The 22,505-nt window shown below is 38.0% G+C and carries 17 protein-coding genes and 1 other RNA gene; 14 read left to right on the forward strand and 4 right to left on the reverse strand.

What is annotated here, in order from left to right; genetic code table 11:
• Nucleotides 1-12 precede the first annotated feature (12 nt).
• Nucleotides 13-5,157: a translocation/assembly module TamB domain-containing protein gene (locus MM239_RS07710; RefSeq protein WP_241347621.1), complete on the forward strand. Its 5,145-nt coding sequence runs from the start codon at nucleotides 13-15 to the stop codon at nucleotides 5,155-5,157.
• Nucleotides 5,147-7,432 (forward strand): translocation and assembly module lipoprotein TamL, encoded by a 2,286-nt coding sequence (gene tamL, locus MM239_RS07715; protein ID WP_241347622.1) that lies wholly within the window; start codon nucleotides 5,147-5,149, stop codon nucleotides 7,430-7,432. The genes MM239_RS07710 and tamL overlap by 11 nt, the downstream gene beginning before the upstream one ends.
• On the opposite strand, the gene aceK is transcribed toward tamL, so the two are convergent.
• Nucleotides 7,429-9,168 carry a bifunctional isocitrate dehydrogenase kinase/phosphatase gene (gene aceK, locus MM239_RS07720; protein WP_241347623.1) on the reverse strand — a complete coding sequence of 580 codons (1,740 nt, stop codon included), beginning with the start codon at nucleotides 9,166-9,168 and terminating at the stop codon, nucleotides 7,429-7,431. The two genes, tamL and aceK, sit on opposite strands and share 4 nt — an antisense overlap.
• 311 nt (nucleotides 9,169-9,479) lie before the next feature.
• On the opposite strand from aceK, the gene MM239_RS07725 reads away from it, so the two are divergent.
• The 6 genes from MM239_RS07725 to MM239_RS07750 all read left to right on the forward strand — a co-directional run bounded on the left by MM239_RS07725 (nucleotide 9,480) and on the right by MM239_RS07750 (nucleotide 14,956).
• On the forward strand, nucleotides 9,480-9,728 hold the full coding sequence (locus MM239_RS07725; RefSeq protein WP_241347624.1) for a YcxB family protein: 249 nt from the start codon (nucleotides 9,480-9,482) through the stop codon (nucleotides 9,726-9,728).
• A gap of 807 nt (nucleotides 9,729-10,535) precedes the next feature.
• Entirely contained in the window at nucleotides 10,536-10,925 is a 390-nt protein-coding gene (locus MM239_RS07730) for a hypothetical protein (protein ID WP_241347625.1), read from the forward strand.
• Between the two features lie 721 nt (nucleotides 10,926-11,646).
• A complete protein-coding gene (locus tag MM239_RS07735) occupies nucleotides 11,647-12,288 on the forward strand; it encodes a bifunctional isocitrate dehydrogenase kinase/phosphatase (RefSeq protein WP_241347626.1) in 642 nt (213 codons plus the stop codon).
• Entirely contained in the window at nucleotides 12,278-12,916 is a 639-nt protein-coding gene (locus tag MM239_RS07740; RefSeq protein ID WP_241347627.1) for an NUDIX hydrolase, read from the forward strand. Before MM239_RS07735 ends, MM239_RS07740 begins: the two co-directional genes overlap by 11 nt.
• Before the next feature lie 48 nt (nucleotides 12,917-12,964).
• The gene (locus MM239_RS07745; RefSeq protein WP_241347628.1) at nucleotides 12,965-14,224 is read left to right on the forward strand and encodes a DUF819 family protein; all 1,260 of its coding nucleotides are present in this window, start codon (nucleotides 12,965-12,967) and stop codon (nucleotides 14,222-14,224) included.
• A gap of 399 nt (nucleotides 14,225-14,623) precedes the next feature.
• Entirely contained in the window at nucleotides 14,624-14,956 is a 333-nt protein-coding gene (locus MM239_RS07750; protein ID WP_241347629.1) for a YbjQ family protein, read from the forward strand.
• Nucleotides 14,957-15,009: 53 nt separating this feature from the next.
• Here MM239_RS07750 and ffs read toward each other — a convergent pair.
• Nucleotides 15,010-15,098, reverse strand: an RNA gene (gene ffs / locus MM239_RS07755) — signal recognition particle sRNA small type.
• A 136-nt stretch (nucleotides 15,099-15,234) separates the two neighbouring features.
• Between ffs and MM239_RS07760 the strand changes: the two genes are divergently transcribed.
• Nucleotides 15,235-15,525: a hypothetical protein gene (locus tag MM239_RS07760; protein WP_241347630.1), complete on the forward strand. Its 291-nt coding sequence runs from the start codon at nucleotides 15,235-15,237 to the stop codon at nucleotides 15,523-15,525.
• Nucleotides 15,526-15,597: 72 nt separating this feature from the next.
• Here MM239_RS07760 and MM239_RS07765 read toward each other — a convergent pair whose 3' ends face one another.
• Nucleotides 15,598-15,825, reverse strand: coding sequence for a hypothetical protein (locus MM239_RS07765; protein ID WP_241347631.1), 228 nt, complete (start codon nucleotides 15,823-15,825; stop codon nucleotides 15,598-15,600).
• A 49-nt stretch (nucleotides 15,826-15,874) separates the two neighbouring features.
• Entirely contained in the window at nucleotides 15,875-17,053 is a 1,179-nt protein-coding gene (locus tag MM239_RS07770; protein ID WP_241347632.1) for a serine hydrolase domain-containing protein, read from the reverse strand.
• Between the two features lie 509 nt (nucleotides 17,054-17,562).
• On the opposite strand from MM239_RS07770, the gene MM239_RS07775 reads away from it, so the two are divergent.
• The 5 genes from MM239_RS07775 (at nucleotide 17,563) to MM239_RS07795 (ending at nucleotide 22,495) form a co-directional block, all read left to right on the forward strand.
• The gene (locus MM239_RS07775; protein ID WP_241347633.1) at nucleotides 17,563-18,969 is read left to right on the forward strand and encodes an anthranilate synthase component I family protein; all 1,407 of its coding nucleotides are present in this window, start codon (nucleotides 17,563-17,565) and stop codon (nucleotides 18,967-18,969) included.
• A gap of 295 nt (nucleotides 18,970-19,264) precedes the next feature.
• Nucleotides 19,265-19,822: an anthranilate synthase component II gene (locus MM239_RS07780; RefSeq protein WP_241347634.1), complete on the forward strand. Its 558-nt coding sequence runs from the start codon at nucleotides 19,265-19,267 to the stop codon at nucleotides 19,820-19,822.
• A gap of 205 nt (nucleotides 19,823-20,027) precedes the next feature.
• On the forward strand, nucleotides 20,028-21,038 hold the full coding sequence (gene trpD / locus MM239_RS07785; RefSeq protein ID WP_241347635.1) for an anthranilate phosphoribosyltransferase: 1,011 nt from the start codon (nucleotides 20,028-20,030) through the stop codon (nucleotides 21,036-21,038).
• A gap of 12 nt (nucleotides 21,039-21,050) precedes the next feature.
• Nucleotides 21,051-21,872: an indole-3-glycerol phosphate synthase TrpC gene (gene trpC / locus MM239_RS07790; RefSeq protein WP_241347636.1), complete on the forward strand. Its 822-nt coding sequence runs from the start codon at nucleotides 21,051-21,053 to the stop codon at nucleotides 21,870-21,872.
• Between the two features lie 17 nt (nucleotides 21,873-21,889).
• The gene (locus tag MM239_RS07795; protein WP_241347637.1) at nucleotides 21,890-22,495 is read left to right on the forward strand and encodes a phosphoribosylanthranilate isomerase; all 606 of its coding nucleotides are present in this window, start codon (nucleotides 21,890-21,892) and stop codon (nucleotides 22,493-22,495) included.
• Nucleotides 22,496-22,505 lie beyond the last annotated feature (10 nt).

A 22,505-nucleotide genomic window follows, 5' to 3' on the forward strand; every position in this document is an offset into this window, starting at 1 on the left:
GCAGGGATTGCAATGACCATTTTGCTGCTTTTACTGGTAGCTTTGATACTTTTTATACGAAGTCCATGGGGGCAAGATATCATTGTTAACAAGGCTACAGCGTACGTATCTGGTAAAACAGGTACAGAAGTATCAATTGATAGATTATTTGTAACATTTCAAGGAAATGTTTACTTGGAAGGCTTGTATTTAGAGGACATGGAAGCCGATACTTTACTTTACTCCAAGGATTTAGAGGTGGGTTTTGGATTGGTGAAATTTTTGAGAACTGGGGAGATTGCCATCACTAAGCTGGATTGGGAAGGTCTAAGGGCAAACGTTCACAGGGATGAAGGTGAAGAGGAATTTAATTATCAATTTATCATTGACGCTTTTGTATCACCCCAAGATAGTACTTCTGCCAGTGTGGATGAGCCTGAAGTGCAGCCTACTGAGGAGTCTTCTGAGCCACTCAAAATTAGTATAGCTCCCGTGAAGCTCAAGGATTTTGAAGTGAAATATATTGACAGAGAAGCTGGTATGGAAGCTTTTTTGAGTTTTAAGGAGTTTTTGATTGATGTGCCTCATTTGGATTTAGAAAAATTTGAATTTGATATCAATGAAGTCTCTTTGGTCAATAGCAAGGTGAGTTATATCCAATCAAAACCAACAGAGGAAAAAGAAGAAGAGCAAGCCTCTGAATCAATTCCCCTGCTGATTGCATTGAAAAAGCTCAAGATTGAAGAAGTTTCTCTACTTTACGATGATCAAGTCAATGAGCAAAAAGCCTCTGTAAAGCTTGGATTGCTTGAAGTTAGCATGCCTGAATTTGACCTTGAAGGCCAAAAAGTGATTTTAAATAGCCTTGACTTGAAGAAGTCAAATATAGCATATCAAGATTTTTCTCTACAGACTTCAACGGATGCACAAGTAGCCGTCCAGCAAGAAACACCTTCTAGTTTTGAGTGGCCTGATTGGTTGGTAGAAGTTGGGTATATTGATTTGGAAAACATTAATTTGATATATAAAACCAAAGATGTAGCGCCACGACAAGGGTTTTTTAATCCTGAATCCATGGAGTTTCAAGACTTGAACCTAAATGTTTCCAACATTGCCCTGGCAGACAATGCTGCAAAATTAAAGCTTAGAGACTTTAATTTTCAGGAGGCTGGGGGATTTGCTTTGGAGCAATTTGCTGTGGCCATAAAACTTGATGATACTAGCCTTGAGATAGATGAGCTGGCAATTAACACATCACGCAGCGAGCTAAGGGCTTCAGTTGATATGTCTTATGCATCGATCGATCAACTTATCGAGCAACCAGAATTGGTTAACATGGATTTGAAGTTAAACCGCCTAAGAGCCGATGTAAGAGATGCTTTTTTCTTCCAGCCTGAGCTGTCTAGGGATGAGATGATTAGAAAAATCAGTACTCAGCCTATCTTGGCGAAAGCTAATGTCAGAGGAAACATGGCGGCATTGAGGGTGAATGATTTCCAGACTTCTTGGTCAGATGCAAAAGTTTCCGCCAAGGGATCTTTGAGAAATGTATTGGATACTGATCAGCTTTATTTTGATTTTCCAACTGTGAACCTACAGGCAAGCGGTGCTACGATTGGGAAGTTTCTTTCAGAGACTCAAAGAGAAAGCTATCAATTGCCTGAAATGGTGAAAATTGAAGCCAGAGCAAAGGGAAAAGTAGAAGATTTACTTTCAGAAATTAAGCTTGAATCAGATCTTGGGAATTTGGCACTTTTGGCTAAATATAAAGATGCTGGAAGCATGGCTTTTGATGTAGAAGTGAAAGTTGATGAATTTCAGATTGGCAACTTGCTCAAGAACCCAATGCTGGATACGCTCACTTTTAGCTTGGAAGCAGTAGGTGAGGGGTCAGATCTATCGAACTTGAACGCTACACTTACTTCTAACTTTGAAAGATTAAGACTGAATGGCAATGATTATTCAGGTTTAGAACTATCAGGAGAGCTAGTGGATGGCAATGGAGATATCAAAATGGGGCTTGATTCTGAAGATCTGAAATTTGAACTTTTGACCAAGTTGGCATTAGATACGGTAAATTATAATGTTGATTTGAAGTTGGATCTTCAAGGAGCGGATTTGTACGCATTGGGTTTCACTCCTCAAGATACTAGGGCAAAGTTGCTTTTTGAAGCACAGTTTGATGGTAATGAGAAAGCTTTTGATTTGAAAACCAGAATGTCTGATGCGCTCGTTGTTTTTGATCAAAGGACATACCCATTAGGCGAATTTGATATTGACGCAAAGATTCGTGAGGATGAGACCAACGTGAATATCAAAAGCTTGATGCTAAACGGTGAGATGAAAGCCAATGCTTCACCAGACTTACTTGTCGAATCTTTGACACACTACCTCAGGACTTACATTGATACAAAAGATACCTTGGAAGTCTTGATGGCTGAGGATGTGAAAATGAAAATAGATTTTACAATCAATCAAGCGCCTATTCTAAATCAAGTCCTTTTGCCAGCATTGGAAAAGCTGGATACAGCCAAGTTGAAGATTGATTTTGATCTGCAAGCAGCATTATTGACGACGCGATTGGATTTCCCATATTTGAAATATGGAGGTATAGAATTGGATAGCTTGGGCTTAAGGATCAATGCAGACGAAGAAGACCTCGATTTGGCATTCGGATTTTTGAAATTAAATACTGGTCCATTGGATATGGATAGGACTTACTTCACGGGGGAACTGGACAATTCAAGACTTTATTTTGACTTCAACTCCTTTGATGGAGATGAGCGAATGGTGCACGTGGCTTCTGATATCGGTTTGTTTGGTGATACATTGAGTATTCATATCTCACCAGCGGAGTTAATGCTCAACAAGCGAGAGTGGAATATTCCAGAGAGCAATGAGATTTTGTTTGCTACGAACTTTATGCACTTTGAGAATTTTGAGTTTACAAGGAATAATCAATCACTAAGCATCAGAGATGATGTGGAGGATGTTGCTCAGGAGCATGTCGCCCTGGAGTTCAGTGAGTTTAGATTGGAGACATTTACGAGTCTGTTGAATCCTGATGAACTTATAGCCGGTGGTTTACTCAATGGGAAACTCATCGTTGAAAATCCGTTTGGAGCAATTGGGTTCTTGGCAGAATTGAAGATTCAGGATTTAAAAGCCTTGAATGTCCCCATGGGAAACCTAAGCTTAGATGCTGAGGCAGAAAACTTAGGGGAATATAAGTTAAAGCTTGCATTGAAAGACGGTGGAATTGATTTGGATTTAGGTGGAAGTTTTGTTGCAGATGAGGCTGGTGCCAACTTCGATTTAGATTTGGATATCAATAAAATTGAGATGGGACTTGTGGCGGACTTGTCTGGTGGAGAGCTGAGGGATGCTACTGGTAACCTCACAGGAAGTGTGAATGCCTCAGGAAGTACCACAGCACCAGAATATGATGGAGATTTGATTTTCAACGATGCATCTTTTATAGTATCACAGCTGAATGCCAAATACACTTTATCCAATGAAAAGCTTTCAGTAGACAATCAAGGGCTCAAATTAAACAAGTTTACGATTAGAGATGCGGATAATCAAAGTTTCGTTATAGATGGGTCAATTTTGACAGATGATCTGACTAATCCTAGTTTTGACCTGAAGCTGTTGGCTAAGAGCTTTAGGGCCGTAAGTTCTACTAGAGATGATAACGACCTCTTTTTTGGGACGGCAATCATTGATGCAGATGTAACAATCAGAGGTGACATGAATCTTCCAAGGGTTACAGCTGAGTTGAAAATCAAAGATGGGACAGATTTTAATGTGATCATACCAGAATCCCAATTGGATGTGGTGCAGCGTGATGGTACAGTAATCTTTGTCAATCGCCAAGATCCATTTGATATCCTGACACGACAGACTGATGAATCTATCAATGCATTTACAGGGTATGATATAAGGGCAGTGTTGAAAGTTGATCCAAATGCCGTTTTCAAGGTAATCGTAGATGAACGATCTGGAGACAACTTGAGCGTGTCTGGTCAAGCAGACTTGAACATGGAGATCAATCCAAATGGTAGGATCACCCTTAGTGGTACCTATGAGTTGACCAAAGGACACTATGAGATGTCTCTTTACAACCTTGTAAATAGGAGGTTTGAAATAGCAGAAGGTAGTACAATCTCTTGGAATGGCGACCCGATGGACGCAAACTTGAATATATCAGCTATTTATAATGTAAGAACAGCTTCTTCGGAACTGATGGCATCACAACTGAGCAGTACAAGCTCGGATGCTAGGGTTCAATATCAGCAAGAATTGCCATTTATGGTTTTTCTTAATGTGAATGGAGAACTTCTAAGGCCAGAGATATCATTTAGACTGGATATGCCAGAAGATCAGCGCGGTGCTTTGGGAGGAAATGTGTACAGCAGGGTGTTACAAGTTAATGATCAGGAGGATGAGTTGAACAAGCAGGTATTTTCACTTTTGGTGCTCAATAGATTTTTTCCTTCTCAAGGAAGTGATGGGTCCGGAGGGGGAACTTCGGCTATTGCAAGGAGCAGTGTGAGTCAAGTGCTTTCAGGGCAGCTCAATGCTTTGTCAAGCAATATCTTTGGCAATAGTGGTCTAGAGCTTGACTTTGATTTGGATAGTTTTACGGACTTCCAAAGTGGTACTGGTCAGGATAGAACCCAACTCAATGTGAATGCGAGGAAAAGATTCTTTGACGATAGGCTGATCGTACAAGTTGGGAGTCAAATGGATATAGAAGGGAGTTCTCAGAATCCAGATCAAGCCAATGCAGTCCTTGGAAATGTCAGCTTAGAATACATGCTTACAGAAAATGGACGCTACAGGGTTAGGGCATTTAGGAAAAATCAGTTTGAAAGTATTATCGATGGTCAATTGATAGTGACAGGATTTGGTTTGATTTTCAATAGGGAATTTAATGAGTTCTTTGAGCTCTGGAAAGGAGTAGATGCTTCCGAAAATGGTACAAATCCAATAGATAGCATAGAAAGGAAAGAAGAAGAGGAAAAGCAGGAGAAAAAGAAAAAAGAGAATGGTGAAGCTGAAAAGAAGGAAGAGGAAGAAAAGGAGGGAGTAGAGAATGAGGAGAAAGAAAAGAATGAAGAAACTAGTAATCAAAGCAATTCCGAAACTTTGAAAAAGGAGGAAAATGAGGATTAATCAATTTTTAGTAGGCCTAGTTTTAGGTGTGGTGATACTGCATGGATGTAGTGTAAAGAAATTCATTCCAGAAGATGAAAGCTTGTTTACTGGCTCTGATTTGGAGATTGAGTCTGAAGGAGACATCCAGGATAAAAAAGAAATCCAAAGAGAGCTAGAAGGATTGTTTCGACCAGAACCGAATAGCAAATTTCTCGGAATGTACTTTGGTTTATGGGCTCATTATAAAGGCAGTAAGGAAAAACCAGGGTTTATCAATAGATTTTTGAAAAAGCGTTTTGGAGAAGAACCTGTGTACTTTAGTCGCGTCAATCCCCAAACGACAGAAGAACTGATGCTCAATAGGCTTGAAAACAATGGGTTTTTCTTTGCAGAGACTTCTTCAGAGGTAAATAGGAATGGGAAGTTTACTTCTGTGAGTTACCAAGCTACCGTGACTGAGCCTTATGTCTTGAGAGCATTGAAAATAGACAGGGATTCTTTGGAGGTAGATCGGGAAATCATTGAGCTTATGGAGGAAAGTGAGCTTCAGCCAGGGACCAGGTTCAATCTTTCAAAGCTCAATGATGAGCGAGAGCGTTTAGATGAAGCATTGAAAAATAGAGGGTATTATAACTTCAATCCAAATTATTTGATTTTTGAGGCGGATACGAATGTCACTGACAAGCGCGAGTTTGATTTGTTTTTAAGGTTTCGAAAAAGTGCTCCACAGCATGGTATCATTCCATATAAAGTGCAGAAAATAAAGGTTTTTCCAAATTACTCAGTGACTGAAGATGAAGATAAGCTCGATACAGTGGTCGTAGACGGAAAGGAATTTATCCAAGGGAATCTGGTCTTTAAACCAAACTTGTTGGAGCAGTACATCCTATTGGAAAAGGAAGATAGGTATAGCCCGTTGAGATCCAGGTTGACTAGCAATAGATTGAGTTCTATTGGAACTTACCGCTTTGTAAACTTACGCTACGAAGAGGTGGAGGATAGCGTAGAATTTGGTAATCTTGAAGCCAATATTTACTTGTCGCCACTTACCAAAAGGTCTTTGAGAGCCGAGCTTCAGGGTGTGTCAAAATCCAATAACTTTGCAGGTCCTGCACTGAATTTAGTGTATAGGAATAGGAATTTATTCAAAGGAGGAGAGACGTTAAGTCTAACAGGAAAATTTGGGTTTGAAACCCAACTAGCGGGTGGAGATCTATCTGGATTGAATTCCATAGAGCTAGGACTCAAAGCTGATTTGGTTTATCCAAGGGTTATTTTCTTTGTACCTATCAAGGAGAAGTTTAGCTATTCAGTACCAAAAACAAAAATGAGTTTGGGTACAGAGTATCAAAGTAGGGGAGGTTTGTACAGACTGAATACATTTTCTGCCAATTATGGTTATTTCTGGAATGCTAATCGATTTGTGTTTCACGAAATCAATCCTATCAGCTTGAATGTCGTGAACTTGACAAGGACTTCTCCTGAGTTTGAAGAGATTCTAGATAGCAACCCGTTTTTGAGGAGGAGTTTTGAGCAGCAATTTATCGCAGGGATCAATTATACCTTCAATTTTGATAAGCTATCCGGAAGGTTTAGGACTCATGGGATTTTTGTTGGGACTACCTTAGATTTTGCTGGTAATGCACTCGGTCTAGCAAATTCCTTAGCAGGATGGGAAGAAGGAAGGTTCTTAGGTCTCAATTATGCACAGTATTCTAGAGGGGATGTGGATCTTCGTTACTATTACAGGATGAATGAAGAGCATACCATTGCAACGAGGTTGTTTGGCGGAGTAGGTTTGCCATACGGTAATTCGGAATCACTGCCATTTGTGAAGCAGTTTTTTGCAGGTGGACCGAATAGTGTAAGGGCTTTTCGAATTCGCTCTTTAGGACCTGGTACATACAGACCAGAGAATACAGGGATAGGTGCTTTCTTCGATCAGGCAGGTGATATCAGATTTGAGGGAAATATTGAGTATAGATTTCCTATCGTATCAGTACTCAAAGGGGCCTTGTTTATGGATGCTGGGAATGTTTGGTTGATGAATGAAAATGAAGCACTTCCTGGTGGGAAATTTACTTCGGATTGGTGGTCAGAATTAGCCGTAGGAGCTGGATTCGGTATGAGAATTGATATTGAGTTTTTTGTCATAAGGTTTGATTTGGCAACTCCACTTCGGGTACCGTATTTGCCCGAAAATGAAAGGTGGGGCAATACTTTCGATATCGGAAGTGGAGACTGGAGAAGAGAAAACTTAATATTCAATTTTGCTATTGGGTATCCTTTCTAGGCAGTGAGGTCAGTTCTGAACCTGATTTCTTTAGGATATGGAAAGGCATGCAATAGTTCACCTTGGGTGATCTTTTGTTGGATTTTTTTCCAATGATCAGGATCGAACAAGTCCTCATGATACTGTAGGAAATGATCTTTTACATCTTTTCTTCCGATCATAAATCTCTTGAAGTCTTCTGGGAAAATGTCATTTCTGGCGATGTCGTACCAAGGTGTAGATGCATATATTTGCTCATAGTTTTCGGGCCTAGGCTTCCAGCGAAAATTCATGTCAGTAAGAAACTCAATTTCATCATAATCATAAAAAACAACCCTTTTTTGACGGGTAACTCCGAAGTTTTTGGTCATCATGTCTCCAGGGAAAATATTTGCTTGTGCCAGCTGCAAGATGCTATTCCCATAATCCTCTACTGCAAACTTTGCATCCTCATGATCGCAAGTTTCCAAATACATGTTTAGCGGTATCATTTTGCGTTCTGTATACAAATGTTTGATGATAAGCTTATCTTCTGTGAAGATCAGTAGGGAATTGACAGTATTTTTCAATTCCTGAATCAACTTAGGGCTCATCCTATCTAAAGGGAATGTGAAATACTCAAACTCATGTGTGTCGGCCATTCTCCCTACCCTGTCGTGCAAGGAAACGAGTTTGTACTTTTCTTTTACTTCCTGACGAGTCATGTCTTTGGGTGGTTCAAAATGATCCTTGATCAGTTTGAATACAATATTGTAACTAGGTAAGGTGAATACTGTCATCACCATGCCTTTGATGCCTTCGGCTATCTCAAACTGATCACCACTTTCTTCAAGATGTAGTAGAAAATCTCTGTAAAACTCTGTTTTGCCATGTTTGTTGAACCCAATGGCATTGTATAATTCATGAATCTGTTTGTGACTTATCACCGCATTTAAGAAAGAGACCATTTGAGACGGTATGTCTACTTCAACCATGAAATATGACCTACTGAAGCTGAACATATGTGCCATGATTTTTGGATCAAAAATCAAGGTGTCTACATAGACTCCATTGTCATTGTGTAGAAATGGGATAATAAAAGGCATCCATTTATCACCCACTCTGGTTCTTCCGATCAAGTAAGCAGCTTTGTTTCTATAAAACACACTTTTTAATACTTGAGTTACCGTATCTTTTGTAGGTTCATACCTGCTCAATATCACTTCTCTGACTGCTCTGACCAAGTGTTGAATATCTTCTTCTTTGTTGAAATATGGTACACCAAAATCAAAATCTTGAATGATCTGCCGAATTATCTTTTGCAATCCCCAAGAAGATGGGTAGCTATGGTAAAGGTTCTCATTAGGGTGGAGGTCACAGGTATCATAGCCTTCATATACAAACATCAAGTCTTCATCCACCGCCAGTTTTGGCATAGATTTTCGAATTACAGAATTGTAGAATGTTTCTGCCAATTCCTTGTCTTGTCGATCAAGGATAGCTTTGGAATACCCTTTTTTGACCTCTTCCCAAAAGGTTCTTTCTTCACGTTGATTTGTATTCAGATTTGAGATTGAGTTGCAGCAAGATCTTACTAGATCTTTATATAACCTTAGCCTTTTTCTATGATTGGCTTGCATTTCTGTCCAATTTCTTGATTTGAAAAATTCAGGGGCGAGGACCGTTAGCTTCTTGAACTCATTGATATAATGATCAAAACCTTCAGTGATTTTACTAATGGTAGTGGTGGTAAGGCTTACTTCTCGTTCGGTATTCATAGCTGTACTATTATGTAAAAAGAAAATGGATTACTTTGCATTATTCTAAAATCAATTATCAAAATGAAGGTGCCTAGATTTTTAAATAGAAATCCAAATGGATACCAGTAACCAATTCATAAAAAGTGTTTCAAGACCCAGCTATTAATTGATAACTTGTACCGCTTTTCAGAAATTGATCTAAAAGTAGGCTTTTATTTGTATGAATTTCTTCATCTTAAAACACATTTCAAATGTTTCAACTTAATCGAAATTCTAACAATCTATTTAATATTCCAAATTGTGTCTATTGAAAATTCAAGTTTTAAAAAGTGAATCTAATTTTAGTGGTAGAAGGTTTTTATGAATTCACTAGCGAGAAAATTAAAATTACCGGAGAAACTTTCAATTCTGAATTGGATTGGGGGAAGACATATGAGATTAAAGAATTAAAGGATTGGATATTGATTTACCAAAACAGACAAGTAGCTAATGTTTTACCAAAAGAGTCATTTGGTGAAAATATAAAAGACTTCCGAATATTAGTGAAAAGTAAAAATTTAAACGCTAAACTGAAATAAAAAACAATTAAGCTCAAAATTTATCATAACAGAGAAAAGTCTTTGTTATGGACCCCTATTGATGAGCCCTGATTGGTGCATACGTCTATTTTAGCTTTTGGTTGTATTAAGAGGGGCTTTTGGTTTGAGGATCTTATCGCCCTACCCATTATTTGGGTTGGTTTTCTAGTTTGCCCCTGAACCAATGATTGATTTCTTAGATCCTGTAAGTAAATTAAGAGGAGTTGGATACTCAGGTTCATAATTTATCCGATTCCTGACTTAAACACTATCAACCTGACTGTTTTTGGGTGTTGAGTGTGGTCTTATCAAACTTCCTTTTGTGGTTCGGGAAACACTTGGTTTATCATTCCAAGTTTTATGAAATGGCAAATAGCTCAGAGAGTATGTTTTAATTGAATAAATTTGCAGTAAAATTTGTTACTTTATAATATGTGTAAAGAAAAATTAATAACTGGGATCAATGTTGCTCAACAAATGAGTAAAGCTAGGAATATCCTGAATAGTCAAGTTATTCCTAGAGAAGAGCTGTTTCAAATTCGAAAAAAAGAGGGTAAGTTGAGTAAAGAGCTTATAAGTGCCCTAAAAACCAATTCATAATTTGACAGTGATTGCGGTATGCAATGGTGCGGGAAAGTCAACTTTTGCCACATCATTTTTACCCGAAGGGTTAATCTCTTTCGATTATGACAGGATATTTTTGGAGCATTACAATAGTCTTCCCGATAGCGAATTGAGAGAAAAATTTGCTAAAGATCAGACCTCAAAGGAATTTGAGACTATAATTGAAGCGTCTATTTCAAAAAAATGGATTTTTGTTACGAGACTAATTTTGATTCACTCCCCATTTTTTGGCCGCGAAAATTTAAAGAAAATGGCTACAAACTAAATTTAATTTTCTTTTGCTTAGCCGGCCAGGATATTGCTAAACACAGGATTCAAGTAAGGACAGAATTCAAAGGTCACTTTGTTGATAATAAAACCATTGAGCTAAAATGGAAAGCTGGCTACAAAAATGTAAACTTACATTATAATTTTTTTGACAATGTTTTGTTCGTGAATAATTCAAAACAAAATGATGTGTATACCAATATTTTGCAAGTTGAAAATGGAGAAATGGTGCTCATGATTGATCAAGTACCAGACTATTTCAATCATAGGCTACCAGAAATATATAAACTAATCAGTAAGGTTTAAAAGTCATTGCAAAGTGTCGTAAAGGAGAATCCTACGCACAAACCTCTCACAAACTGTCTTGTTACGCAGGAGAAACGTATCCCAAAACAGGACAGGCTGTAAATCTTTCAGATTGCTCATGATGGATCAATTTTAATTTGTATTCAAGAATGCTGTCTGAATCAATTGTTATGTGATAGAAAAGGTATTCCCTATGAAAATCGTGAAGGATATCCATTCTTGTATAAGAAAAACAAATGCAAAGCATTCATGAATACCATTAAAAAAACAACTTCTATGAATAAAGTTGGGCTTATTTAAGTGAATAAGGTTTTTTCAATCAAATTAATGTAATGTTAACTTACTTTTACCAAAGGTGGATTTTATCCATAAAAGGGTTAAAAGATATTTTGCGTTTTCTTTCCCAAAATACTTGAGCTTGTAGGAGCACTTTTTGTAATGTTTTTTAGCGAAATTGACATGGTTTTCAACGAATGAAACTATTTTTATACACAAAATAAAATTTTCGCAATCGATTGCTTGTACAATAAAAAAACATTTTCTACCTTTCCGCCATGTTATTCACATACTGAATATCTACAATAGGTTTAATAGGTTTGAGAGATAAAAAAGGTTTGGGCAATGTCCAAACCTTTTTTGATTTCTAAAGAATTTACACTTTTTTCGTATTCTCATTGTTAACACTCATATGCGCCAATTTAAACTCATCCAATTCACTTTCATGGCTTACCTTATGCTACTTGTGTGGTCGTGTGGATCGTCTAATGAAGAGACATCTTTAGATGCTACTATAACGGGGGAGGAGTCTTTGGAAGAAAAGCAATTGTTAGAGAATGGATTCCAACAACTCACAGAATGGACAGCTCATTGGAAGCGGCAAGTTCCGGGTTTTGACCTGCATGATTTCAAGCTATCTAGAGTAGATAGTATAGAGACCATAGAAAGGCCTGAAGAGAATTTCATCACTAAGGGGAACGCTTTTTTTGCTTATCTAAAAGATCAGCCAGATGGAAAGGGAACTGTAGATATTTATAGCTATAAAATCACCTTCCCAGAAGAGGGTAAGCCATATTTTAACCCTGATTCTGAAGTTACCTATTTTCGTTCTGATGGGATGCGAGAAAGGCTTCTTTTTATAGGACCTTCTGGAGCATTCGAAGATGCCATATGGTTAAATTCAGAGGCACTCTTAGTGGTAGGTCACTTTGAAAGTGACGCAGGTGTATCTCCCAAAGCATGGATCATTTATCCTGAGAGTCAATTGATTCATCAATATGAGTCAAACCTTACGACAGATGATTACAGGCGAGAAGGGTTTTTAACCAAGAGGTTTTCAGTAGAAAAACAATCAGATGGAGTTTGAGAAAGTGATCGAAAGGGTGCAAAAGATGTTAGAAAGTCCGCTTCCAGGGAGAGTGGGACAGCTTTCGATGTCACCAAGACCTGTAGATGAGTCACGATTTGGAAATATGGTGCCTGATGATGTGAGAAAAGGTGCGGTATTGATACTTTTTTATCCAGATAAATCAAATGCTTTCGTCCCTTTTATCAAAAGACCAAGTTATGATGGACCTCATGGCGGTCAGGTGGCACTTCCTGGTGGCAAATGGGATGATACTGATGCAGACCTGAGCTTTACTGCGCTGAGAGAAGCAGAAGAGGAGATTGGAGTAGATGCGGCGAAAGTCGAGTTGATAGGTAATTTATCAGATTTGTTTATACCTCCTAGTAATTTTTTAGTTAGGCCATATCTCGGTTTTATCAACCAGAAACCTAAATTTGTTCCAGACCCTTATGAAGTAGATCGAATCATACAGTGCCAAGTCAATCAACTCATTGATAAGAAAATCAGGAAAGAAGGAGAAATTGTGGTTAGGGGAAATTACAAGCTACAAGCACCTTATTTTGATATTGATAGCGAAATGGTATGGGGAGCTACTGCCATGATGCTCGGAGAGTTTATGTACCTTTGGGAAAATGTAAAAGTTTGATTTTTCGGGCATTTGATGTATTTATGTATTTCAATTAGCCCCAATATAATGATAGAAGAGACACCTTTCTTGACCAATGATGCAGTAGTTTTTGGTATTTTAGTGGCCATTTTGGCTTTAGTTTTCTCCACATCCTCTAGTAAGAATCCATTTTGGATGAAGTTTTACAGGATAGTTCCTTCGATCTTACTTTGCTACTTTATTCCTGCGATTCTCAATTCAGTAGGGCTGATTTCAGGAGAATATTCTCAATTGTATTTTATGGCCTCAAGGTATTTATTGCCAACTTCATTGGTGTTATTGACTTTGAGCATAGATTTCAAAGGGATTTTAAAATTGGGGCCGAAAGCATTGATTATGTTTTTGGCAGGTACCATGGGGATTGTGCTTGGAGGTCCTATGGCGTTGTTTATAATTTCTGTGATTCATCCAGAAATTCTTGGTGGAGTAGGTCCAGATGAAATCTGGCGAGGCTTATCAACTATAGCTGGAAGCTGGATTGGTGGTGGTGCAAATCAGACAGCTATGCTTGAAGTATTTGGTGCGGGTCCGACTTTGTTCTCACAAATGATCGCCGTGGATGTCCTAGTTGCCAATGTATGGATGGCTGTATTGCTTTACTGGGCAGCTAAACCAGAAAAAATCGATAAGTTATTCAAAGCGGATAGTTCAGCTATCAAAGAGCTTCAGGAAAAAGTGGAGAAATATAGGGCAGGAATTTTAAAGATTCCAACCATGGCAGATACCATGAAGATATTAGGTTTGGGATTTGGAATCACAGCTATAGCTCATTTGATAGCCGATTATGTTGCACCATATATAGGGGAGCATTATCCAGCTTTGAGTGATTATTCATTGGATTCTACGTTTTTCTGGATTGTGGTATTGGCTACCACTGGAGGTTTGGTATTATCCTTCACCAAAGCCAGGGCGCTAGAAGGAGCTGGAGCTTCACGATTGGGCTCTGTGATGCTTTATGTTTTAGTAGCTACTATAGGTATGCAAATGGATCTTATGGCAATTTTTGATAATCCACTATTCTTTTTGATTGGGATTATTTGGATGATTTTCCATGTATTGATCATGTTGCTTGTCGCTTTTCTTATCAAAGCCCCATTCTTTTTTGTTGCAGTAGGTTCACAAGCTAATGTAGGAGGAGCTGCATCTGCACCTATTGTGGCTTCAGCTTTCAATCCCGCACTTGCTCCAGTAGGAGTTTTGATGGCTGTATTAGGATATGCTGTGGGAACTTATGGCGCTTTGCTTTGTGGCTATTTGTTGCAAGCTGTTCATCAAGGATTGGTGTGATAGTTTTCCAGAAAGAAAGTAGCATTTGGATGATTTTAACATTGAAGATGAAGTAGACTAATGAGAAGGGTTTGCTGCTGAAGATAGAGCTGCCATAGATGGAGGACTGGAGCAGTTGAATAAAAGATAGTATGTTTATTTTAAATCTATTAATTTGGATGTGCTGAAAATCGCTATCAGGAGAATAAACTCTTTAAATTTTGATGAATACCACTTGTGTTGAGTTTTGTCTATTATATCAGCTTCAAAAAGATTTTACAAAAATTGTTTTGTGTTATAGCCAAGCTTCGGTAGTATTTCTGATTATACACCGAAATTTCACCGATAGCATTCATAAATGGAAACCAGGGTGCTAAATTGTACGTGAAAAAGAACAAATTTCCATTAAACGCAATAAATATGATAGTATCAACAACCCCATCCCTGGAAGGATATGAAATCAAAGAATACCTAGGTGTAGTCACTGGTGAAACCATCATAGGAGCCAATTTATTCAAAGACTTTTTTGCCAGTATCACAGATATAGTTGGAGGTAGATCAGGAGCTTATGAGCGGGTGTTACGTGAAGCAAAGACCACAGCCATGACTGAAATGCAGATGCAAGCAAATGCTTTTGGAGGCAATGCCATTGTGGGCATTGATCTAGATTATGAAACAATCCGTGATGGTATGCTGATGGTGACAGCTAGTGGTACCGCTGTGAAGATTGTCAAGAAGGAAAAGGAAGTGTAAGCAAGATTGAAATTAAAAAAAGCTGATAATAGGAGACTTGGTAGGTGAGAAAAAAAAGAGGCGGTATCGCACCGCTACAACCGCCTACCCTTGCTCCCTTCCGGACCTGGGGGATTCAGCAGGAGCTGGTCGTACCGCCGTCACAAAGGTAAGTCAATTTTCTGCTATTCCAAAAGTGGATATTAGAATATTCTAATTCAAAATCTAAACAGCTCAATGTCAGATTGAAAAAGTATGGCAAAGTTTTTGTCGATTTTTGGAACAAAAGAAATCAAACTATGAAAAAATCAATTGTTTTTGTATTTACTGTGTTTTTGTTAGGATCATGTGCGGTTTTTACCCCTAGGCATGAATTCAGAGAGGGGATGTCAGAAGGTCAGTTTTTGAGACAAAACAGAGCAGCTGTATTGAGTAACATGGAAGGACCTTTAAAAGTGTATAGACTTGATAGGGGAGACCGATTCTATGTTTTGGCTACTTTTGAAAACGGCACATTGATCAAAGTAGAGGAAAGAGAATTAACACCAGGCTGGATGCCAGCCGCACCTCCAGTAGGTAACCAACAATAATTGTATAGAAAAGACCCTTGAAGAGAGAACAGCTCATTTCAAGGGTTTTTTCAATTAGTGTTTTGGAAATCTTCATTTGAGATTAGCCACGTAGAGATTAAATTCCATTGCGCCTGACTCTTCGAATTCATCTACGGCTAAGTCTTCAAAAATTTCTTCATCAAACTCCATTTCAGTTTTTTCGATTTTGCCATCAGGGTGTATGATCAGCTCTGTTCCAGTATAATCCTCCGGATTTACTTTTACCAATACCTTATAATCGTCAAATGTTCTCTTGAAATACCTTACTATTGCTGACATGTTTTTTCTTTTATGGATAAATACTTCTTTCAAAACCACTTTAAATAAATTATTTTTTTTGATCATAGGGAATGTAATTCTGCCAACGCCAAGGAGTGAATGTATCTCCAATGCTGTATTCCAAAAGTTCTTTAAAAATACTTTCACCGTTATCATTGTTTGTCATTATGACAATCGCAATTTTTTTCTTAGGAAAGCAAATTGAATAATGCCCCCAACCATCATCATGTCCTTCCTTGAAAAATGCCCTGCCATAAGGTGTTTTAAAAGTCCCTACTCCTAAACCATATCCTAATTGAATATCATCATTGTCAGTACTGTCTTCTTTTGAAAGCGGGCCAAACTGAGCTCTTGATTTTATTCTTACTTGTGTGGTTGTCATTGCTTTAAAGCTTTTTTTGGAAAGTCCTTTGTTGCTTATTAAAGTTGTGTAAAACTTATTAAAGTCTTCCAAAGTAGTACTCATTGATCCACCAGCACTAGCTTCTTCCCATTTCATCAATTCATAAGGCTCTCCTAATGGGTTGTGGCCAAGACAAATATTTGTATCAAAACGAGTTTGCCAAACTTGACTTGAATTCCTCATACCTAATGGTTTAAAAACCCTTTCCTGAGAAATGCTTTCATAGTCTTTGCCAGTTATTTGTTCAATAACAAATTGAAGTAAATAAAGTCCTTCACCCGAATAACTGTAACGAGTACCTGGCTCAAACTTGAATTTAAGCTTATTGTCTGCTTCTAGCCAACGCCAATTTGGAAAGCCTGTCATATGCATTAAGCACATTCGGCCTGTGATTTTCTTGTATCGTTCATCATCCTTTAGGTCTTGGTACCCTCTATTCCAGCCATTAATTTTATAATCGGGTAAGGGCTTGCTTAAGTATTCTACAAGTGGCCTATCAAGGTCAATTACCTTTTCTTGTACCAACTGCATGGTGATATAAGCAAATACCATTTTAGCAAATGATGCTGCATACAAGACTGAGGACTGGTGCATAGGAATGTTTTCTTTGACATTCGCTAGTCCGTAAGTTTTGCTGAAAACAGGTTGATTGTTGTTAAATACAGATATAGCTATTCCTGAAACATTTGCAGTTTCCATCAAGTCTTCAATTTTTGTATTCAAACTATCCACAGGTATTATACTGCCATCTATCCGGCTGATTGTCTGACCAAAAGCAAAAGTTATAGAAATAAAAAATGTCACAATTAGTAAAAGTTGCTTCATAACTATCTTATTTGAGAGACTTTCTGTTTTTTTCTGGCTAAGCGTTTGATTATTCAATTATTATCGATTAAAACTATAGGCAGTCACAATTTGAGTATTCACACAGTAGATATAGACAAAGGTCTAAAGAAAAATCGTAAAATCATGATTTTCCCGAAAAGTAGACCAATGAGTTTATTCCAGTTTCTTAGAATTCTATGTGCTGATTCAAAATTTTCTATTTTTCAGGTTTAAAATTCATGTCAAAATTTAGGTTCGATAAAAAAATATCTTGATTTTTTTGCTTTGACTTTTGTCATTCAATTTGCTGTTTCTATATTTGAGCCATCTTAATGGTTATGAAATACAATCAAGCAAAATATTGGTGGTGGCATTTGAATTCTTTTCTAGGGGAAGAACCTATTGCTATTGTCTAATATCTATACTTGTAAAAGAAATATTGAGGCTTGCTGGTTTTCCCCGGTAAGCCTTTTTTTATTCCAAAATCTCAAACAGCATTGCAACCACCTATGGCTCAAATCAAACTGAATACGCAACATAAGAAGTTACTCGCAGACACTATCACTCCAGTATCAATCTATCTCCAAATCAGAGATAGGTACGCCAATCCAATTCTTTTGGAAAGTTCGGATTATCACGGACAGGAGAATAGTTATTCTTATGTCTGTTTCAATCCTTTGGCATCTTTTTCTTTTGATGGTAAACTTATCACAGAGAAGCTCCCAGGAGAATCCCCTCAACATGTTCAATTGAACCAGGAGCAGAAATTGATAGACAGTTTGAGGGCGTTTTCGGCAAAGTTTGAAGCTTCTACTCAAGATTATAAGTTTATCACCAATGGGCTATTTGGTTATATGCAGTATGATACTGTAGCGAGTTTTGAAGATATCAAGCTTTCAAATACAAAGGAATCTTCTATTCCGATGATGCATTATGCCGTCTACCAGCACGTGATAGTGGTAGACCATTTCAAAAATGAAATGCATCTGATAGAACATACTGTGGAAGGATTGGAGATGAAGCCAGTGTTGGGTGAAATAGAAACTTTGCTTAAAAACAAAAATATACCTTCTTACAGCTTTAATTTAGTAGGAGAAGAGCAATCAAACTATACGGATGTTGAGTTCCTAGATATTCTCAAAAAGGGACAAGAGCATTGCTTTAGAGGAGATGTTTTTCAGATCGTTTTGTCCAGGAATTTCACCACCAAGTTCAAAGGTGACGAGTTCAATGTCTACAGGGCCTTACGTTCGGTTAATCCTTCACCATATTTATTCTATTTTGATTATGGTTCATTCAAGGTTTTTGGAAGCTCTCCTGAGGCGCAGATTGTGGTCAAAAACAATAAAGCAACAATTTATCCAATAGCTGGTACATTCAAACGTACAGGCAATGATCAAGCGGATGCAAGCCTTGCTATGAAGCTGTATGATGATCCAAAGGAAAATTCGGAGCATGTCATGCTGGTAGATTTGGCTAGAAATGATCTTAGTAGATCTTCTTCAAAAGTAGAAGTAGAGGTGTTTAAAGAAATACAGTATTATTCTCACGTTATTCATTTGGTATCCAAAGTCACTGGAATCCTTCCAGCGCAAGCGAATCCATTACAACTTGTAGCGGATACCTTTCCTGCGGGGACCTTGTCTGGAGCACCTAAGTTTAGAGCAATGGAACTGATTGATGAATTAGAGAATACTTCTAGGAAGTTCTATGGTGGTGCTATCGGATTCTTGGGCTTCAAAGGAGACTTTAATCATGCGATTTTGATTAGGTCTTTTGTGTCAGAAAATAATCAGCTTAGATTTCAAGCTGGTGCAGGTGTGGTGGCCAAATCCTCCATTCAATCAGAGCTTCAAGAAGTCTCCAACAAGCTAGAAGCCCTCCGAGTAGCCCTGAAAGCAGCAGAAGAAATCTAGAAAACCAAAAAGTAATGACCTGACATACCTCTTTTATTTACATAGAATTCAATATTCAATTGATTAAGAAAGTTTAAATGTTTGGTTTAGCTATACCTCAGAATAGCAATCTCAAAAAAATAAAGAAACTTGAAGGTTTAAAAATTGTAAAATTTGGAGGATCCAAAAAAGTTTGAAGATTTAGAAATATGTAATTTATTTAAATCCTCCAATCTTAAAGTCTTCGAATTCCAACTTTACAACCATGTAATCCTCTAATCTACCAATCTTAAAATTCCCAAGATTAAAATCACTTATGAAAATACTTGTCCTTGATAATTACGATTCCTTTACATACAACTTAGTGTATATCATCAGAACCTTAGGGTATGAAATGGATATTTATAGAAATGATAAAATCAGCGTGGAGGAAGTTGCTGAATATGATAAGATTCTTTTGTCACCTGGGCCCGGAGTGCCTTCAGAAGCGGGGATTATGCCTGAACTGATAAAAAAATATGCAGCAACAAAAGATATTCTTGGAATATGCTTAGGACATCAGGCGATTGGGGAAGCCTTCGGTTCGTCACTGACCAACTTGTCGGAGGTAGTCCATGGCTTAGCCTCTGAAGTTACTGTCAAGTCAGACCTTCTATTCCAAGGGCTACCAGAGCGATTCAAAATTGGGAGATACCACTCTTGGGTGATTAATGAACAAACTTTGAGCCCTGACTTGGAAGTAACTGCACGTACCCCTGATGGACAGATTATGGCGGTTAAGCATAAGGCTTATAAAGTACGCGGTCTTCAATTTCATCCAGAATCTGTACTGACAGAGCATGGTATCGAATTGATGAAAAATTGGCTTTCCTGATAGTGGAACTAGCCCTAAAGCGTTTGAAATCATTTATCATAAGTTGCTGTTCCAACTGAATAGTATCAAGTAGGATAGTTTTCAATCAAAATCCAAGAAGTTATAAGTTAGGAATCAATGGGGTATTAAGTAGCATATTTAATTGCCTTTTCCTAGACATGATCAAATACACATTGCAACCATTTAATAAAATCACCAATAGACCATGAAAGAAGTACTGAACCATTTGATAGAGCATCGCACATTGGGCAAAGAGCAAGCCAAAGAAGTACTAGTCAAAATCACATCCGGAGAGTACAATCAAAGCCAAATAGCGGCCTTTCTCACTGTGTATATGATGAGGTCTGTGACAGTAGAAGAGCTAGGTGGGTTTAGAGAAGCCATGCTGGAGCAATGTATTCCTGTGGATATTGCAGCATATGATGCGATGGATCTGTGTGGTACTGGTGGCGATGGAAAAGATACTTTTAATATCTCCACCTTAGCCTCTTTCATAGTTGCTGGAGCTGGACAAAACGTTGCTAAGCATGGAAACACAGGGGTGTCTTCAATTTGTGGCTCGTCAAATTTGCTCCAAAGTTTCGGTTACGAGTTTACCAATGATATCGGGAAAATCAAAAAAAGCTTGGATGAAGCTGGTATTTGCTTTTTACATGCACCACTTTTCCACCCTGCTATGAAGCATGTAGGTCCTATCAGAAGAGATTTGGGTGTCAAGACATTTTTCAATATGCTTGGTCCTATGGTAAATCCTAGTTTTCCAAAAAAGCAGCTTGTAGGCGTATTCAGTTTGGAACTAGCTAGGCTTTATGCTTATCTGTATCAAAATCAAGATGGTCTTTTTAGCATTCTTCATGCCATAGATGGCTATGATGAAATTTCACTGACTGGTGACTTCAAAATGATCAGTCAGCAAGGGGAGAAGCTATATAGTCCAGAAGCGATTGGCTTGTCTCAGATCAATGCCAAACAAATCAAAGGTGGCTCAACCATAGAGGAATCTGCAAAGATTTTTGATCAAATCTTGAAGGGTAGAGGTTCAAATGAGCAAAATGCCGTTGTGATAGCTAATGCAGCCGCAGCACTTCATACAGCAATGCCGACACTTAGCTTTCAAGATGCTGTAGAAAAGGCCAAGGATTCTTTGTTGGCAGGAAAGGCACTTCAGAAGTTCAAAGCTCTTGTGAATCCCAAAAAAACAATTTCACTTGCATAAAATCATAAATCAATGAATATATTAGATAAAATCATCGCAAACAAAAAACAAGAGGTCGCTGAAAAGAGCAGTCTCATTCCAGTCAAATTGTTGGAAAGAAGTATCTTTTTCCAATCGGATGTGGTTTCGATGAAAGCTTATGTCTCAGACCCAGAACGAACTGGAATTATCGCTGAGTTCAAGAGAAAATCACCCTCCAAAGGTGTAATCAATGCTAGTGCTAAAGTAGAAACTACAAGTATTGGATATATGCAAGCAGGAGCATCAGCTTTGTCCATTTTGACAGATCAGCAGTTTTTTGGGGGGAATAATGAAGATTTGATTCAAGCCAGAAAATTTAACTTTTGTCCGATTCTGAGAAAGGATTTTATAATTGACGAATATCAAATCATAGAAGCAAAGTCGATCGGTGCAGACTGTATCCTTTTGATAGCGGCAGCTTTGGAGCCCAAAAGATTAGAGGAGTTGGCTATATTTGCTAAATCGCTAGGTTTGGAAGTGTTGATGGAAGTGCATGATCAAGAGGAACTTGAATCTTCGCTGAATGATTCATTGGATCTAGTGGGGGTAAATAATCGCAGCTTGAAAACCTTTGATGTATCTGTAGACACGTCTTTTGATTTGGTGAATAAAATTCCAAATCAGTTTGTGAAAATTTCTGAAAGCGGACTGTCAAAACCTGAGACATTGCTTGCCTTGAAAAAGGCTGGGTATTCAGGTTTCCTGATCGGAGAGAGTTTTATGCGATCAAGTAGACCTCATCAAGCAGCCTACAACTTCATGAAGGCTTACAACAAAGCGTTAATTTCAGAAGGTTTTATTCAAGAAAAATGAAGCTGAAAGTGTGTGGTATGCGTAACCTGACAAACATTCAGGAATTGGTGGCAAAAGTGAATCCAGATTGGATGGGTTTGATCTTTTTCCCAAAGTCTACTAGGTATGTACCGCAGGATTTTAGCATTAGAATCTCTCAAGTTCCAATTAGCAAGGTTGGTGTCTTTGTAAATTCCACATTGGAAGAGATTAAATATAAAATCAATTCATTTGGACTGTCTACAGTACAGCTTCATGGTGGTGAATCTGTTGACTTTGTAAAGGCAGTGAAAGAGGAGACAGGGGTGGAGGTGTTCAAGGTTTTCTCTGTCAAAGAACAACTAGAGTGGAATACGATACAGCCATACCTTCCTTTTGTAGATTACTTACTATTTGATACTTTCACAGCGGCTCATGGGGGTAGCGGTAAGACATTTGATTGGGAATTGCTGAAGCGATACCCTTTTACAAAACCCTTTTTGCTTAGTGGAGGTTTGGATATTACACATGCTGATCAGCTAATAGAACTGCATGATCAGATACCATATTTGAAAGGCTTGGATGTCAATTCTAAATTTGAATTGTCTCCAGCCCTAAAGGATGTTACCAAAGTAAGTGAATTGAAATCAATCCTTACGAATTAAGAGTTTGAAT

The sequence above is a fragment of the Belliella filtrata genome, from assembly GCF_022549775.1.
In the GTDB taxonomy this organism is placed as follows: domain Bacteria; phylum Bacteroidota; class Bacteroidia; order Cytophagales; family Cyclobacteriaceae; genus Belliella; species Belliella filtrata.

Bases quoted from the DNA above. Each gene is read 5' to 3' on its own strand.
- MM239_RS07730 (WP_241347625.1), top strand. From the start codon at position 10,536: ATGGATTTTTGTTACGAGACTAATTTTGATTCACTCCCCATTTTTTGG.
- MM239_RS07765 (WP_241347631.1), bottom strand. From the start codon at position 15,825: ATGTCAGCAATAGTAAGGTATTTCAAGAGAACATTTGACGATTATAAG.
- MM239_RS07740 (WP_241347627.1), top strand. From the start codon at position 12,278: ATGGAGTTTGAGAAAGTGATCGAAAGGGTGCAAAAGATGTTAGAAAGT.
- MM239_RS07795 (WP_241347637.1), top strand. From the start codon at position 21,890: ATGCGTAACCTGACAAACATTCAGGAATTGGTGGCAAAAGTGAATCCA.
- MM239_RS07750 (WP_241347629.1), top strand. From the start codon at position 14,624: ATGATAGTATCAACAACCCCATCCCTGGAAGGATATGAAATCAAAGAA.
- trpD (WP_241347635.1), top strand. From the start codon at position 20,028: ATGAAAGAAGTACTGAACCATTTGATAGAGCATCGCACATTGGGCAAA.
- MM239_RS07710 (WP_241347621.1), top strand. From the start codon at position 13: ATGACCATTTTGCTGCTTTTACTGGTAGCTTTGATACTTTTTATACGA.
- MM239_RS07735 (WP_241347626.1), top strand. From the start codon at position 11,647: ATGGCTTACCTTATGCTACTTGTGTGGTCGTGTGGATCGTCTAATGAA.
- MM239_RS07780 (WP_241347634.1), top strand. From the start codon at position 19,265: ATGAAAATACTTGTCCTTGATAATTACGATTCCTTTACATACAACTTA.
- MM239_RS07745 (WP_241347628.1), top strand. From the start codon at position 12,965: ATGATAGAAGAGACACCTTTCTTGACCAATGATGCAGTAGTTTTTGGT.
- aceK (WP_241347623.1), bottom strand. From the start codon at position 9,168: ATGAATACCGAACGAGAAGTAAGCCTTACCACCACTACCATTAGTAAA.
- MM239_RS07770 (WP_241347632.1), bottom strand. From the start codon at position 17,053: ATGAAGCAACTTTTACTAATTGTGACATTTTTTATTTCTATAACTTTT.
- tamL (WP_241347622.1), top strand. From the start codon at position 5,147: ATGAGGATTAATCAATTTTTAGTAGGCCTAGTTTTAGGTGTGGTGATA.
- trpC (WP_241347636.1), top strand. From the start codon at position 21,051: ATGAATATATTAGATAAAATCATCGCAAACAAAAAACAAGAGGTCGCT.
- MM239_RS07760 (WP_241347630.1), top strand. From the start codon at position 15,235: ATGAAAAAATCAATTGTTTTTGTATTTACTGTGTTTTTGTTAGGATCA.
- MM239_RS07775 (WP_241347633.1), top strand. From the start codon at position 17,563: ATGGCTCAAATCAAACTGAATACGCAACATAAGAAGTTACTCGCAGAC.